The sequence below is a fragment of the Flavobacterium flabelliforme genome (genome assembly GCF_017948675.1).
Classification (GTDB): Bacteria; Bacteroidota; Bacteroidia; order Flavobacteriales; family Flavobacteriaceae; genus Flavobacterium; species Flavobacterium pygoscelis.
On record NZ_JAGFBU010000001.1, the window covers coordinates 932842 to 949906 of the forward strand.

Consider the following 17065-nt stretch of genomic DNA (forward strand, 5'->3'; position numbering starts at 1 on the left):
TTTTATTATAAATTAAATTTAAAATATAAACCCAATACTAAACCACGTAAAACCTTTGGGAAGTTCAGGAGACCAAGAGTACTTGATCTCTATAGGGCCAATTACGGTTTCTAAACCATAACCCACAGCATATCCTGAATATTTAGGAAAAGAAACCCATTCTACCGATTCAAAAATTCTATTTCCAGCATTTGCATAATTGGCAGAAAAATTGACATGATTTTTTTTATAAAATTCATAATCTAATGTAACCGTAGATTTGATATAACTATTAGCCACTATACTTAAATAATCATAACCATAAAGGTATTTAAACCCATTTAAAGGATTGTAACCATAGCCTCCTAATATAAAATTAAAGTAAGGAACACTTTCTTGTCCAAAGGAAAAACCTGCATCAGTTTGAAATTTTACAGTTGCATGATCAAATACCGTTGCAACCACACCAAAATCACCTTTGGCTATTGAAAAAGGTTGAAAGTTACCTGCATAATCGGACGAAATTAAATACGATTGTAGGTCTCCCGAAAAATACCATCCTTTTTTTGGAAAATATTTATTGTCAAATGAATCAAACTTCATGTAAGCAAAAAGACTTAGATAACTACTTTTATCAATTGTAGGATTTACATCGGCTAAGGTTTCTGATTTTATTTTTAAAAACTTAAGTTCTGCTCCACCTCCCACTAAAAACTTTTGCACAAACAAAGATTGAAAATACAATTGATTGGTTAAATCTGAAAAATCAACATTAATGGAATTTAAAAGAGGAGATGCTGCTGCAATAGTACTAATTTCTTTGCCTATGTTTCTATTAAATTGATTGTAATGAGACTTAAAACCAATGCTTAAATTAAAACCATTTTCGATATAATAATCCAGATTATAGCGAAAATTATCTCCCAGAATAATATCTAATGACGCTATATCGTTTTTTAGAAGTGCTTTTTTACGAGTCAAATTTACTAATACACCACTTTTGAATAAATTATCATAATGAAGTCCAAATTTCAGATACGTTTTCGTGGGGTTTTCTTTTAAACTAAGGTTTAAATCGACTCCTTCCTTATTGGGTTCAAATGAATACGAGATCGAACTAAAGTTTTGTGTTGCATTGATGTTATTGATTCCTTTTAGCAAATCATCATAACTGATATTTGTTCTAGGCTTGAATCGCAATTTCCCGCTGATGTACTCTTTTGTATAATCTTCTAAACGATTGGTGTTAATCGCTCTAATTTGTAAACTATCCGAACGGAGAATTAATCTTGGTTTTTTGTACGGATTGGATTCATCTGTCAATTGCCTCAACTGTTCAAAAACTCCAAAAGCAGCCTCTTCTCCTTTGGTAATAATTTCTTTTCCTTTATCAAAAGAAATAACGCCATATTGTGTAATGTCTGGTTTTATATAAACATCTGTATCTGCTACATTTTTCTTCATTCGTTCTATTGATTGAAGATTAGTAATTTGAACCAAAATTTTGGTAGCATCTTTTAGCTGATGTCTGTCTAATAAATCGTTTTGCACATCTACACCTATAATAATATCTGCGCCCAATTTACGAATCTCCTCAATAGGATAATTGTTAACAACTCCGCCATCTACTAAAATTTGTCCATCAATTTCTACGGGAGAAAATAACGAAGGAAATGCAGAACTTGCAATCATTGCTTGCGCCAAGTTTCCTTTATTCAAAAGCACCTCTTTACCCGTTTCTATGTTAGTACCAATACATAAAAAGGGTGTGGGAAGCTGATTGAAATCCTTAATATCTCTAACATTTCTGGTAATTCTACTCAATAAATTATAATTGTACATCCCTTTTGACAAAGCTTCGGGAATTCCTATCTTAAATTTGTTAAAAGGCAAAACGAGCGCATACAACTCTTCATTTCTTCTTTCGTAGAAATTTTTTGAAGATCTTGGAATAAAATCATTGATCAACTTATTGAAATCGGTTTCTTGAAATATCGAATCGATTTGAGCTGCATTGTATCCGGTGGCATAAAGTCCGCCAATAACCGCACCCATGCTAGTTCCTCCAATATAATCTACTTTTACTCCGGCCTCTTCTAGTACTTTAAGCACTCCAATGTGTGCAAATCCTTTTGCCCCTCCTCCGCTCAAAACCAAACCTATTTTAGGTTTTTTTTGTTCTTGTGCGAATGTAATTTGGGAGAAAATAAAAATAGTAATTAGAGAATATACGAGTTGTTTAAAAATTCTATTTAAGCCCCAGATAGAAGTAAAAAGCCTTGATGCTGAAAAAGCTATTTTTTCTTGAAAAAAAAGAGCGCCCCTAGAAGCTCCTTTTTTTGTATTAGAAAAAAAGATTTTTTGCAGAGAGCTTGAAACGAATAGCTGGAAAAGGCTCATAAAGAAAAGAATTAATTATTCTGGTAAAATTCGACAATTTTTTTGGCTTTTGACACACCTATAACGTCAGAAATTTCTTTTTCAGTGGCTAATTTCAATCTTTTAACACTTTTAAAGTGCTGGATTAAAGTCAGCATTGTTTTCTCACCAATTCCGGGAATGCTCTCTATAGAAGAGTTCAGGGCCGCTTTACTTCTTTTATCTCGATGATGTGTGATTCCAAAACGGTGCGCTTCGTTTCGCAATTGTTGAATAATCTTTAAGGTTTCAGATCTTTTGTCTAGATATAACGGAATAGAATCCCCCGGATAAAATAGCTCTTCGAGACGTTTTGCAATCCCAATCACAGTTATTTTTCCTCTTAAACCCAATTCATCAATACTTTTGAGGGCTGAAGACAATTGCCCTTTTCCTCCATCAATAATGATTAAATTAGGTAGGGGTTCGTTTTCGTCGAGCAATCTTTTGTAACGTCTGTAGACTACCTCGGTCATGGAGGCAAAATCATCTGGACCTTCGACTGTTTTTATATTAAAATGACGGTAATCTTTCTTGCTTGGTTTTCCATCTTTGAAAACGACACAAGCGGCCACAGGATTTGTTCCTTGAATATTGGAGTTATCAAAACATTCTATATGACGCGGTTCTACAGGCAAACGCAAGTCTTTTTGCATTTGCGCCATAATGCGTTTGGTATGACGATCTGGATCTACAATTTGCAATTGTTTGAGTTGTTCGATTCGGTAAAACTTAGCATTCCGAATGGATAAATCGAGCACTTGCTTTTTATCTCCTAATTGCGGAACGGTAACTTTTACATTCTCTCCTACTTCAACTGCAAAGGGAACTACAATTTCGCGAGACAATAAATGAAAGCGCTCACGCAGTTCTATAATGGCGAGTTCTAATAATTCTTCATCGGTTTCATCCAATTTCTTTTTGATTTCCATGGTGTGCGAACGAATAATCGAACCATGAGAGATTTGAAGGAAGTTAACATATGCGGCACTTTCATCAGAAACGATTGAAAAAACATCGATATTGGTGATTTTTGGATTTACAATAGTTGATCGGGATTGGTAATTTTCGAGAATTTCGATTTTCTCTTTGATTTTCTGCGCTTCTTCAAAGTGCATATCAGCGGCAAGATTTGTCATAACGCGCTTAAAATCTTTCATGCTTTCCTTGAAATTCCCTTTCAAAATCTCCCTAATAGCATCTACTTGTTTTTGGTAATTCTCTAAGGTCTCGTGGCCTTCACATGGTCCCATGCAATTACCAATATGATATTCCAGACAAACTTTAAATTTGCCGCTTTCGATATTGCTTTTACTTAAATCATAATTGCAAGTTCGCAACGGATACAACTCCTTAATCAATTCTAAAATAGTGCTTACGGTTTTGAAACTCGTATAAGGTCCAAAATATTCAGAGCCGTCTTTGACCATTCTTCTTGTAGCAAAAATACGGGAGAAAGGTTCTTTTTTGATACACAACCAAGGATAACTTTTGTCATCGCGCAACAACACATTATAACGCGGTTGTAAGGTTTTAATTAAATTATTTTCTAGTAAAAGCGCATCGGTTTCTGTAGGAACAACAATGTGTTTTATGGTAACAATTTTCTTTACCAGTACATTCGTTTTGGCCGTATCATGGATTTTATTGAAATAGGAAGAAACTCTTTTTTTTAAATTTTTGGCTTTGCCAACATACAAAATTTTACCATCCTTATCATAATATTGATATACGCCGGGATTGTCTGGCAAAGTCTGGATTTGAAGGGCTAAAGTTGCTGGATTCATCTAACAAAGTTAATCTCTAAAATTACAAAATACAAACTAAAATCTTGATAAATAATGAGGACAAAAATTTTACACGAATTTTAGTTCCTAATTGGTTATTATAGTTATTTTTAGCTTTTCAAGAACTTATGATGAAAATTAACACGAATCCTATCACTCTTTTTGGTGAAACGATTAATCCCGGAGAAAGCAAGACGATCAATGTAGAAATTGCCCGTTTGCACAATACTACCAAACTGAACATGCCTATTATTGTTCGTCGCTCCAAGTTTGACGGACCTATTGTCCTTTTCTCGGCGGGCATTCATGGCGATGAAATAAACGGTGTTGAGATTGTAAGACAACTCATTAGCAAAAAAATTAACAAACCTAAAAGAGGAACCGTCATTTGCATCCCTATAATTAATGTTTATGGTTTTATTAATAAATCAAGAGAATTTCCTGATGGGCGAGATTTAAACCGAGTGTTCCCTGGAAGCAAAGCGGGATCATTAGCGAGTCGATTTGCCTTTCATATTCTGGCTCAAATCATGCCATTGGTAAACTACGCCGTCGATTTTCATGCCGGAGGAGCCAGCCGATTTAATGCACCACAAATTAGAATCGCTCATAATAATGAAGATTTAAAAATTCTAGCGGACGTTTTTAATGCTCCTTTTACCTTATATTCTAGAAACATTATTGGTTCTTTTAGAAACGCAAGCGAAAGAATGGATGTAAAAATGCTACTGTTTGAAGGTGGGAAATCTCTAGATATTAATACCTCTATTGCAGAGGAAGGTGTAAATGGAGCCAAAAGATTATTATCACATTTAGACATGTTAGATCCTAAACATACTGTTCCAAAACAATTATCCGATACTATTTACATCGAAAAGTCGGGTTGGTTACGAGCCAAATGTTCTGGTTTATTACACGATAATAATACGGTAGGATCATTTGTGAAAAAAGGAACTATTCTCGCTATTATAACTGATCCTTATGGTAAATTTGAACGAAAAGTAAAAGCACCCAACGACGGATATGTTATCAATGCTAATCATTCGCCAATTGTTTATGAAGGAGATGCGATTTATCATTTATCGAATGTTTTTGATGCTGAAGAAGGAGAATAAAAATTATTAAAATGAAAAAAACAGAATTAAGAATAAAATACAAAGCCTTACGAAAACAGCTTTCCGAAAATGAAACAGAGGAAATGAGTTTGGCTGTTGCCAATAAATTACTGACACTTCCTATTTGGGAGAAAACCTATTTTCATATTTTTTTACCAATAACAGAACATCATGAACTGAATACCGAATTTATTCTGCATTTACTTTCGGGAAAAGACAAGGAAATTATAATATCTAAAAGTGATTTTGAGACTAGAAATTTGTCCCACTTTTTGTTGACTGATAATACAAAAATTAAAAAAAACGAATACAACATTCCAGAACCTGTTGACGGCATTGAAGTTCCATCACATAAAATAGAAGTAGTTTTTGTACCACTTTTAGCCTTTGACAAGAAAGGACATCGAGTAGGCTACGGAAAAGGATTTTATGACAAATTTCTATCAGAATGTAAACCCGAAACAATTAAAATAGGACTATCCTACTTTGAGGCTGAAGATTTAATTGAAGATGTTTTTGAGGATGATGTACCTTTGGATTATTGTGTGACGCCAGATAAGATTTATGAGTTTTAATAAATTTTTTAGCAATTTGAATACGGAAAAAAATTAAATAAAAAAAGAGCCCGATGTAACATCGAGCTCCTTTTATTTTAGATTAAATTAATGTTATTTAGGATCTAATATCTTATCAATTCTCTTGATACAGTCTAGGTAATGGAGTTTTGTTTCTGCATTAGCAGCTCCACTTTTCGCCACTACTAAAGTTGCTTTTAAAGCATTTAATTGCCCTCTCACTAAACCTCTTATATCCGATTGAGAAACATTGTAGTATTCTCTTGATGTTCCTACTTTTATTTCTTCATTCATTAAAAAAGCCATTCTTTCAATGTAAGCACGTTGCAAGTTTCTACGATAGATAGTAACATTGGAGGCAGCAGTAGCTTCTTTCCAAATTCCTTTTCGCATATCCTGAAGCATATCAGAAGCTGTATAATTATTAGCTCCTAATATTTCAGCATCCATAAGTCTTCCTATGCGATCAAAACTCAAAATAGTATTCAAATGTCTTACTTGTAAACTTCTGAAACGTTCTGTATATCCCGAATAATTAATGTTTTTTAATGTTGAAATATTCACTAACCAAGTTGGAGAAGCAAAAGCATTCGTTTGCAACCATTGCATGGCTTCTTGCTGTTTTGCTTTTGGTACAACATCATAAATACTTCCTTGTTGGTTGGGTTTTTTAGTGTTTTCATACACACCACCCACATTCGTCACAACATGACCTACATATCTACCCCAAACATCAAGCATTTCTTTGTAAAGTTCTTCTAGATCCTCATAATTATTAGTAACATCACTTGTCCATTTTGACAAATTCGAAGCCACATATTCCAAATTTTTGAGTCCATAAGTACTCGCTTTCATCGAATTATTCCCAATATCTTCCGTTTGTGAGGTTGGGTCAAAAGAACTACTTTGTTTACCAAACTTATAGTTTAAATCTCCCGCTTTTTCTAAAATCCATTTGTCTAATGTAGGTACTTCTGATTCTGGACTAGTCGCATTTGGAATCACTCGATATCCCCAATTTAAAGCATAGTGATCATAAGGCCCCATTTGGCGAATGAAACGAACTCCTTTATCGCCAGGCTGAGCAATATAATTAAAACGAGCATAATCCATTAAACTTGCTGCAATTCCGAATTTCTGTGTAAAATCGGCATTTCTATAACTTTCTACATCATAAGCGCTACTCGCTCCCATATTATGCGGAAAACCGAGAGCATGACCTACTTCGTGCGCAATTACAAAACGCATCATTTCGCCCATTTCTTCATCAGAAGTATTTAAAGTTCTGGCAGAAGGATTCGCCGCTCCAGTCTCTAACAAATATCTGTTCCTGTACGAACGCAAATGATTGTGATACCAAATAACGTCGCTCTCAATAATTTCACCTGTTCTAGGATCAGAAACACTTGGTCCAACGGCGTTTCGAGTAGTACTAGCTACATAACGAATTACAGAATAACGAATATCTTCTGGACTAAAATCAGGATCTTCTTCTTTAGTTGGCGGATCTTTGGCAATGATTGCGTTTTTAAAACCTGCCGTTTCAAATGGTTTTTGCCATTCTTCAATTCCTTGCTTAATGTATTTGCGTAGCTTTTCTGGTGTTGCTGGATCTAAATAGTAAACGATTGGTTTTATGGGCTCTACCAATTCTCCTCTAGCATACGCTTCTGGATCTTTGGGTTCTAATCGCCAACGACGAATAAAGGTTTTACTATCTGATTTTAACTCATTACTTCCGTAGTCTATTTGATCCATTGTAAACCAACCTACTCTAGGATCTGCTAATCTAGGAGTCATAGGGACTTCAGGCAACAAAATCATCGATTGGTTCATTTGTATACTAATCGTTTCGGCATCCTTCATTACTGGCGGATTTGAAGCATTATAAGTAAAATCTTGAACCACTTCAATATTCATGGGAAAACTTTTCATTGCCGTAATAAAACTTCTGGAATCATCCAATCCTTTCACTTTATAAGTTTCTCTCATTGCAGCAGACAAACCGCTTATTGCTTTTACATCTGTGCTATAAAACTTAGTAACATCAATAACCGTATTTTCAGAATCAGTACTAAAAGCTACAATATCAAAGGCAAACAAAACAGGTTCATAATTGTTATTCTTAACCGAGAGACTGATTGGCAAACTAGGATCAGCCACGGCGGTGTACGATTTCACTTTTAGGATAACCTTATCTTGAAAACGTTGCCAAACCACTAATTGCTCATTCGTTTCAGAACCAGCATTAACATAACCGCCGCCTAAATCAGAAGGCAGTTTTGAAAGACGACTTACTAAAAGCATGTCTTTGTCTAGGAGTTTATTGGGAATTTCAAAATAGTATTTCTTATCTACTTTGTGAACAGTAAAAAGACCATCATCTGACTTAGCGTCTTTAGTGATCACTTTTCCATATTCCTTAATGGTTGTTTCTGGTTTTTTTTCGGGTACTGGTACATTAGTTTGTGCTAACTTCTCCTTTTCCTTTCTTGATTGAGCAAATTGAGTAGTGGGTATTAATAAAACTGAAGTAACAGCGGTCAAAATAAAAAACTTTTTCATTTATTATTTTTTAATGGTTATAGTTTTCCAAAAATAAATTTTAGCGTTAGAACATTTACAAATCCATAAAAAATTAACTTATGATTAACAAACGTAGCATCTTATTTAATGAACCACAATTTTCATTCAGAGTATAGTAGCTATTACAATAACCAATATCATATTTATCTGGATTGCAAAAAGAAAAGTGCCGTTCAATTTACTGAAAAGAGTAAATAAAAAAACCATCAAGAATATACTTGATGGTTTTTAATATTAGGAAGAAAATAAATTTAAGGCAATAAATCCAATACCAAAGAAGGAAACAATCCTAAAGCAATATTTAAAACAATGGCAACAACTGCAACTGCATAAATAACGAATGGTGTTGCTTTCTTTTCTTCGTTTGGTTCTTTAGTGTACATCGCTAAAATTAGTTTGAAATAATACCCCACACTTATAATTGAATTAACAACGGCAACGATAACTAAAACTAAATACCCAGACTCGATTGTTTGACTAAATAACACCAGTTTAGCAAAGAATCCTGCAAATATTGGAATACCAGCCATAGAAAGTAAAGATGCCGTTAAAACAGCTGCTAACAAAGGATTGTTTTTTCCTAATCCATGAAAATTAACAATGTCTTCATTGTCTCTGTTTTTACAAACATATATAATTACACTAAAAGCAGCTATACCAGCAAGTGCATAAGCCGATGCATAATATAATAAACTTCCCGCAGAAGTAGACAAACTTAGTAAGGTCATCAACATAAAACCAGCATGTGAAATACCCGAAAAGGCAAGCATTCTTTTTACATTATTTTGGCGCAATGCCATAATATTTCCTATTGTCATCGAAGCCATAGAAATAACAACTACAACAATTTTGAAAGACTCAGAAATATCAGCATTCATAACAGAAAGCAATTTGTACAATGTTGCCATAGCGACTACTTTTGCCAAAGTACTCATTAAAGCAGTAGTCATCGTTGGAGAACCTTCATAAACATCCGGAGCCCAGAAATGAAAAGGTACAGCTGCAATCTTAAATAGCATCCCAATAGTAACTAAAACAATTCCGATAGGAAACCAAATTGGTAATTCTGCAGATTGCGACATCGCACTGATATCACTTACGTCAAAACTTCCCATAGCACCATAAATCATACAGATCCCAAAAAGAATAATACCAGAGGCAAAAGATCCCATTAAGAAATATTTCATTCCAGCTTCGTTACTTTTTAAATTTAAACGGTCACTTGCTGCAAGAACATAAAGTGCAATTGATAAAACTTCTATTCCTAAAAAGAACATTGCTAAGTTTCCAAAAGAAACCATAGCTACTGAACCAGCAAGTAAAAATATTTTTATTGCAATATAATCCGAAATCTTTGATTGGTGTTTTTCATAAAAGTTATGACTTAAACCCACTAAGAAAATAGTAAGCACGATAAACAAAGACGAAAATGTTGTAGAAAACTTACTTACAACAATCATATTGTTATAATAACTTTCAGTTGAATTATATTCGGAAATTGTTAAGCCTAAAACTGCTAACAATCCAACGATTGTTATGGGCACTATGGCTTTTGTAAAATTAAAAATTTCAAATAAAAGGCATAAAACACCTAATCCTATTATAGCTATTAATGTATTCATTTTTTATCTGACTAGTTGATTCTATTAATTTGATTTAAAATTTCTTCAAGACTTGGTGTGATCAAATCTAATATTGGTTTTGGAAACATACCAAAAAACAACAAAACGGCAATTATTACTACCAATGTTATCCCTTCATTAATCGTTACATCTGCAAAAACTTTGGAATTCGTTTCCCCCAACATCGCATGTTGAAACATTCGCAGCATATAATAAGCTCCCAAAATAATTGTAGTTCCTCCTAAAACAGCAAACCAAATATTGATTTGAGATAAACTATATAAAACAGTGAACTCACCAACAAAGTTAAAAGTAGCTGGCAATGAAATAGAGGCCATTACTAAAATTAAAAACATTGAGGTAAATCTTGGTGTCTGTGTACGAATACCACCCATTTCAGCAATTACTCTAGTTTCATATCTACGGAAAATAATTTCAGCAACATAAAACAAACCAACAACTACAAAACCGTGCGCAATCATTTGCAGAACAGCCCCACGCAATCCATCAAGAGTAAGTGTATATGTCCCGGCAGCAATCAACCCAACGTGAGCTAGAGAGGAATAGGCTAGTAATTTTTTTAAATCTCTTTGTCTTAAAGCTACTATAGAACCGTAAATAACTCCTGCTAATCCGATGGCAATAAAAATATACTTGTATTCATGCGCAGCTGCTGGAGCTAAAGGCAATTGCCAACGAATTATACTGTACAATCCCATTTTAAGCATAATCCCAGACAAAAGCATAGTTCCAACTGTTGGTGCTTTTTGATACACATTAGCTTGCCAAGTATGAAATGGAATCAAAGGAATTTTAATTGCATACGCTAAAAAGAAAGCTAAAAAGATCCATAATTGTTCCGTAGCAGATAAGTTTATTTTATATAAATCTTCAATTAAGAAGCTTCCTGCTTTTTGATATAAATAAACAAAAGCAACCAACATAAATAAAGAACCTGCAAGAGTGTAAATAAAGAATTTTACAACTGCTTTCCTACGTTCTTCTACATCTCCATTACCCCAAACTAAAGTAATGAAATAAATAGGAATAAGAGACAACTCCCAGAATATATAATACAACAAACCATCACTTGCTAAAAAAGTTCCCACCATGGCAAAAGACATGAAAAGGATTAACGCATAGAATGATTTTGCATTTTTATATACATTCCCAAAAGAAGAAAAAGTAATAATTGCAGTTAAAATAGTGGTTAGCAAAACCATTGCTAAGGAAAGTCCATCAGCTTTTAAAGCAAAAGAAACATTCGGTTTAGTGATCCATTGAGAGATGAAACTAATATTTTCACCTAAATTAAAATGGTTTAATAATACAATTGAGCAACCTGCAGCAGCCAATCCAAAGAACAACGCTACTTTAGAAGCTAGTTTATCGCCTGAGAGAAATGTCACTAAGGCACCGACAAAAAGTATAATTAATATTAGAGATACATTCATAGTATATATTATTGAGCTAAAAATAAATAGGAAACAATGGCACAAAGCCCAATTACAAAGGCAAAAAGATACAGACCAATACTTCCGGTTTGTAGTTTCTTCCCTTGATAACTTATTTCGTTAGTAACTTTTCCAAATCCAAAAACTAAAGCAGATAAACTTGTTTCTACCTTGTCTCTAAAGAAAACCGATAAAACATTTATTGGCTTAACAATAATGGCATCGTAAATTTCGTCAATATAATACTTATTGTAAAGCACTTTAGAAAAACCAGTTATTGCAGCATCAGTTGATGGCACACTATTTTGTTTAATATATTTTGCATAAGCTAAACCTATACCTACTATACCACCAATAACTGCGATAGCCATTAACATATATTCCGTATTTCCTAAATGGTGTTCAGCATTAGCTAATTTTGGCAAAATAGGAGTTAAATATTCATTTAGCCAACTATTACCAGGTAAACTAATCAAACCACCTACAGTTGCAAAAATTGCTAAAACAATTAAAGGAATAGTGATTAAAGACGGACTTTCATGCAAATGATGTTTTTGCTCTACTGTACCTCTAAATTCTTTGAAGAAAGTTAAAAACATTAATCTGAACATATAGAAAGCAGTCATGATAGAGGCTACCGAACCAATAACCCAAAGAGGAATATTATGATGGAAAGCCACTAATAAAATTTCATCTTTAGAGAAAAAACCTGAAAATAATGGAACTCCAGAAATAGCTAAAGAAGCAATTAACATCGTCACGAAAGTAATAGGCATCGCTTTTTTCAAACCACCCATATTACGCATATCTTGTTCTCCTCCTAAAGCGTGAATTACAGAACCAGAACCCAAGAACAAACAAGCTTTAAAGAAAGCGTGTGTGATTACGTGAAAAACAGCCACTTCATAAGCACCTAAACCTAAAGCCAAGAACATCAATCCTAATTGAGAAACCGTAGAATAGGCTAAAACTTTTTTGATATCATTTTGAACAAGTCCTATAGTTGCAGCAAATAATGCGGTAACTGCACCAACTACAGCAATTATGGCTTGAACATCTGGAGTAATATCAAATAAGAAATTCATTCTAGTAATCATAAAGATACCAGCGGTTACCATTGTCGCAGCATGTATTAATGCTGAAACTGGTGTTGGACCAGCCATTGCATCCGGCAACCAAGTATATAATGGTATTTGAGCTGATTTACCACAAGCTCCAATAAATAAAGCAAAAGCCGCAACAGAAATCATGGTCACTTTATCTTCTATACCTCCCGTAAGAAAGATTGTTTTTAATGCGGTAAAATCTAACGTATTAAACAACATACCCACAATAAAAATACCAACCAACAATCCTAAATCTCCAATTCTGTTCATGATAAAAGCTTTCTTCGCCGCATCATTAAAGTCTTGGTTTTTATACCAAAACCCAATCAATAAGTAAGAACAAAGACCTACACCTTCCCAACCGATGAACATTACTAATAAGTTGCTTCCAATTACAAGGGTAATCATGAAGAAAACAAACAGATTTAAATAGGCAAAAAAACTATGCACCTTTTCATCATCGTGCATGTATCTGATCGAATATAAATGTATCAAAGATCCTATTCCTGTAACAAATAGCAACCATAAAACAGATAACTGGTCTAATAAAAAACCAAAATCAACTTTAAAATTACTGATTTGAATCCAATCAAATAATTGAATTTGGATTGCTTGCTTAGAAGCTGATATTTGACTGAAAAAATAAAGTGTTACCGCAAAAGAAACCGAAACAGCAAGTGTACCAATTATTCCAGATACCGTTTTTCCTAAACTTTTACCGAAGAAAACATTAATTAAAAACCCTAAAAAAGGAGCTAATAATAAGAGTAAAGCTAAATTCGTATTCATTATAGTTTATCCTTTTAAGTTTTTTAAATTATCAATTGTAATAGAACCTAAGTTCCTAAAAATAGAAACTAGAATAGCCAATCCCACCGCAACTTCTGCTGCTGCAACCGCCATAGAGAAGAAAACAAAAACTTGTCCCTCAGCATCTTGATGGTAGGTAGAAAAAGCGACGAACAAAAGATTCACTGCGTTCAACATAATTTCAATTGACATAAATACGATAATGGCATTTCGTCTATATAAAACTCCAAACACACCAATACTAAAAAGTATGACACTTAGGAAAATATAGTTTTCAATACCTATTTGATTTAAAATATTGTTCATATTACTTTTCTATTTTTTCTTTTTTAGACAATAACACAGCACCAATCATCGCAACTAAAAGTAAAATAGAAGCAAATTCAAAAGGAACCATATATTCATTCAACAGTATTTTTCCTAATACTTTAATAGATTGATAATCTTCACCAGTAGCAGTATATTCACCAACAATAGGTTTAGAATTAATAAAAATAGCTATCAAAACCAAGCATATCAAACAAAATGAAACAATCGCACCTAATCTTGTAATTCTAGGTTTGTGCACTTCTTTTTGCTCATTTAAATTCATTAACATTATCGTGAATAAAAACAAAATCATTATCGCACCGGAGTAAACAATAATGTGAACAATTGCTAAAAATTGAGCATTCAGCAATAAATAATGACCTGCAATAGAGAAAAAACAAATTACTAAATAGATAGCACTATGTATTGGATTTCTACTATAAATGGTCAGGAAAGCTGTTAATAATGTTATAAATGCTAAAATGCAGAATATAATTTGAACGGCAGTTGCATTCGCAAAATCGGGTATATGAATCATTACTTAACGTTTTTTAATTGAGCATTTTTCATTGCAATATCTAATGGCATGACCAATTTATCTTTTCCATAAATAAAATCTTCTCTTTCATAACTAGAAGGAACTAGTACTTTAGAAGTAGTCAAATAAATAGCATCTTTTGGACACGCTTCTTCACACAAACCACAAAAGATACAACGCAACATGTTTATTTCATAAATCTCTGCATATTTTTCTTCTCTGTACAAATGTTTTTCATCAGCGCGACGTTCAGCTGCCTTCATGGTGATCGCTTCTGCAGGACATGATAAAGCACATAATCCACAAGCTGTACAATTCTCACGACCTTGCTCATCTCTCTTTAATTGATGTTGTCCGCGATAAACAGGGCTCATAGTTCGCACTTGCTCTGGGTACTGAATCGTTACTTTTCTTCTGAATAAATGCTGAATTGTAATTATCAAACCTTTGACAATTGCAATAAGATACATTCTCTCCCAAAAATTCATCTCCTTGTTAGAGACTAGTTTTTTTCTTCCCGATAAGGATATACTTTCTATTGACATTTTTTATTTTTATTTGAAGCTTATTCCTGCTATTCGTTGCAATCTTTTTATTCGCTCCGCGAAAAAAAAGGATTTTCACTACTATCAGGGCTAGGGCTTTTCGGTACTACTTAAAATCCTAAATATGCAAAAATTTCTGCTCTCAAAATTACAACTCCAACAATCATAATATTAATGATAGACAACGGAATTAATATTCTCCAACCCAAATGCATTAGCTGATCGTATCTGAATCTTGGAATAGTCCAACGAACCCACATAAAGAAAAATATAAATCCGCATAATTTGATAAACAAAGCACCAAATCCTAAAACATTGGCAATATTTACACCCCAATTTTCAACTGCCCAACTCATTCCGGGATAATTATATCCTCCAAAAAATAAAACAGCTAAAATAGTGGATGAGATAAACATATTAGCATATTCAGCAAATAAATAAAATCCCATTTTCATAGAAGAATATTCTGTATGATACCCACCAATTAATTCACTTTCGCATTCCGCTAAGTCAAAAGGAGTTCTATTTGCCTCAGCAAAAGCACATATTAAAAAGATCACAAAAGATAATGGTTGATAAAAGACATTCCAATTCATCCCAGCTTGTTGTGCCGAAATTTCTCTTAAACTTAAGGTTCCTGTCATCATCAATAAAGCAATCATCGAAAGTCCCATAGCAACTTCATAAGAAACCATTTGCGATGCAGCACGAACTGCACCCATCAATGAGAACTTATTATTAGAAGCCCAACCTCCAATCATTATACCATATACTCCTACAGATACTACTCCGAAAAAATACAACAAACCAATATTCAAATCCGTAGCTTGTAATAAAATATCTCTTCCAAACAAATGCAATTTATCTCCCCATGGAATAACAGCACTGGTCATCAAAGCGGTACTCATAGCAATTGCTGGACCTACAAAAAACAAAAATCTGTTAGGTGTATTAGGTTCAAATTCTTCTTTTGAGAATAACTTTAAACCATCAGCAAGTGGCTGAAACAATCCAAAAGGGCCGGCTCTATTAGGACCAACACGATCCTGAAGCCAAGCAGCAACCTTACGTTCTGCCCATGTAGAATACATCGCCATTAACATTGTTAAAGCAAAAACCGCAACAATTATGACACTTTTTTCTATAATAATAGTACTATCCATTATTGCCTAAACTTTTCTGATTAATAATATCCTCTTCAGTCAATGGAATTTCGGCCATACTTATTTTCTTACGGTCTTCTTCTCTACCTAGTAATATATTTTCTTCAGTAGCAATCTCAACTTTCTCTAACTTTCTAGTATAGTTATTTTGATTGATAACCGAATCTTTTTCAAATTCTCTTGGTCCTTCTATAGTCCAATCTGCAACATCTTTATGATCAAAACGGCAACCGTTACAAATAAACTCTTCTACTTCATGAAACTCATCTTTTCTACCCGTTACACGTTGTATTTCGTCACCAAACATCCAAACAGTAGTTTTTCCACAACATTTATCACAATCTCTGTATGCGTTATAAGGTTTGTTGAACCAAACTCTAGATTTAAATCTAAAGGTTTTATCGGTCAACGCTCCTACCGGACACACATCAATCATGTTTCCAGAAAATTCATTGTCAATTGCTTTTGAAATACAAGTTGAAATATTAGAATGATCTCCTCTATCCATAACTCCGTGTACACGATCATCAGTCAGTTGATCTGCAACCATTACACAACGGTAACAAAGAATACAACGGTTCATGTGCAGTTGAATATTTTCACCAATATTTTCTGGTTCAAATGTTCTTTTTTCTTCAATGAAACGGCTTTCTGATTTCCCGTGTTCGAAGCTTAAATTTTGCAAATCACATTCACCAGCTTGGTCGCATACAGGACAATCTAATGGGTGATTTATTAATAAAAACTCTGTTACTGATTTTCTAGCTTCTTGAACTCTTTCAGAAGATTTGCTATTTACTTCCATACCGTCCATACAACCGGTAACACAAGAGGCCATTAATTTTGGCATTGGTCTTGGATCAGCTTCGCTTCCTTTAGCAACTTCTACCAAACAACAACGGCATTTACCACCGCTCCCTTTTAGTTTAGAATAATAGCACATTGCGGGCGGAACTACTTCTCCACCTATCATACGTGCCGCTTGCAGGATTGTTGTTCCTGGTTCTACTTCTATCGACTGTCCGTCTATTGTTACTTTCATTTCTTTTAAGTCTTAA

At 33.8% G+C, this 17065-nt stretch carries 13 protein-coding genes; 2 read left to right on the forward strand and 11 right to left on the reverse strand.

All coding sequences use genetic code 11. From position 1 onward, the window contains the following. Nucleotides 1–18: 18 nt before the first annotated feature. Nucleotides 19–2379, reverse strand: a complete 2361-nt coding sequence (locus J3S90_RS04125) for a patatin-like phospholipase family protein (RefSeq protein WP_210644931.1) — start codon at nucleotides 2377–2379, stop codon at nucleotides 19–21. 11 nt (nucleotides 2380–2390) lie between these two features. Next, a complete protein-coding gene (gene uvrC / locus J3S90_RS04130; RefSeq protein WP_188049104.1) occupies nucleotides 2391–4184 on the reverse strand; it encodes an excinuclease ABC subunit UvrC in 1794 nt (597 codons plus the stop codon). A 131-nt stretch (nucleotides 4185–4315) separates the two neighbouring features. On the opposite strand from uvrC, the gene J3S90_RS04135 reads away from it, so the two are divergent. Together J3S90_RS04135 and J3S90_RS04140 are read left to right on the forward strand one after the other, a co-directional pair. Continuing rightward, entirely contained in the window at nucleotides 4316–5299 is a 984-nt protein-coding gene (locus tag J3S90_RS04135) for a succinylglutamate desuccinylase/aspartoacylase family protein (protein WP_210645510.1), read from the forward strand. 11 nt (nucleotides 5300–5310) lie between these two features. Next, nucleotides 5311–5874 (forward strand): 5-formyltetrahydrofolate cyclo-ligase, encoded by a 564-nt coding sequence (locus tag J3S90_RS04140; protein WP_210644933.1) that lies wholly within the window; start codon nucleotides 5311–5313, stop codon nucleotides 5872–5874. A gap of 93 nt (nucleotides 5875–5967) precedes the next feature. On the opposite strand, the gene J3S90_RS04145 is transcribed toward J3S90_RS04140, so the two are convergent. The 9 genes from J3S90_RS04145 to J3S90_RS04185 all read right to left on the reverse strand — a co-directional run bounded on the left by J3S90_RS04145 (nucleotide 5968) and on the right by J3S90_RS04185 (nucleotide 17049). Next, nucleotides 5968–8439 (reverse strand): zinc-dependent metalloprotease, encoded by a 2472-nt coding sequence (locus J3S90_RS04145; protein ID WP_210644934.1) that lies wholly within the window; start codon nucleotides 8437–8439, stop codon nucleotides 5968–5970. A gap of 272 nt (nucleotides 8440–8711) precedes the next feature. Further along, nucleotides 8712–10082: an NADH-quinone oxidoreductase subunit N gene (locus J3S90_RS04150; protein WP_210644935.1), complete on the reverse strand. Its 1371-nt coding sequence runs from the start codon at nucleotides 10080–10082 to the stop codon at nucleotides 8712–8714. An 11-nt stretch (nucleotides 10083–10093) separates the two neighbouring features. Then, a complete protein-coding gene (locus J3S90_RS04155) occupies nucleotides 10094–11536 on the reverse strand; it encodes a complex I subunit 4 family protein (RefSeq protein ID WP_210644936.1) in 1443 nt (480 codons plus the stop codon). A gap of 8 nt (nucleotides 11537–11544) precedes the next feature. Next, entirely contained in the window at nucleotides 11545–13431 is a 1887-nt protein-coding gene (gene nuoL / locus J3S90_RS04160; protein WP_210644938.1) for an NADH-quinone oxidoreductase subunit L, read from the reverse strand. 6 nt (nucleotides 13432–13437) lie between these two features. Then, nucleotides 13438–13758, reverse strand: coding sequence for an NADH-quinone oxidoreductase subunit NuoK (gene nuoK, locus J3S90_RS04165; protein WP_188049111.1), 321 nt, complete (start codon nucleotides 13756–13758; stop codon nucleotides 13438–13440). A 1-nt stretch (nucleotide 13759) separates the two neighbouring features. Next, nucleotides 13760–14299, reverse strand: coding sequence for an NADH-quinone oxidoreductase subunit J family protein (locus tag J3S90_RS04170; RefSeq protein WP_188049112.1), 540 nt, complete (start codon nucleotides 14297–14299; stop codon nucleotides 13760–13762). Further along, nucleotides 14299–14844 (reverse strand): NuoI/complex I 23 kDa subunit family protein, encoded by a 546-nt coding sequence (locus tag J3S90_RS04175; protein ID WP_210644940.1) that lies wholly within the window; start codon nucleotides 14842–14844, stop codon nucleotides 14299–14301. The genes J3S90_RS04170 and J3S90_RS04175 overlap by 1 nt, the downstream gene beginning before the upstream one ends. 110 nt (nucleotides 14845–14954) lie before the next feature. Beyond that, the gene (gene nuoH, locus J3S90_RS04180) at nucleotides 14955–16007 is read right to left on the reverse strand and encodes an NADH-quinone oxidoreductase subunit NuoH (protein ID WP_188049114.1); all 1053 of its coding nucleotides are present in this window, start codon (nucleotides 16005–16007) and stop codon (nucleotides 14955–14957) included. After that, nucleotides 16000–17049: a 2Fe-2S iron-sulfur cluster-binding protein gene (locus J3S90_RS04185; protein WP_210644942.1), complete on the reverse strand. Its 1050-nt coding sequence runs from the start codon at nucleotides 17047–17049 to the stop codon at nucleotides 16000–16002. The genes nuoH and J3S90_RS04185 overlap by 8 nt, the downstream gene beginning before the upstream one ends. Between the last annotated feature and the right edge of the window lie 16 nt (nucleotides 17050–17065).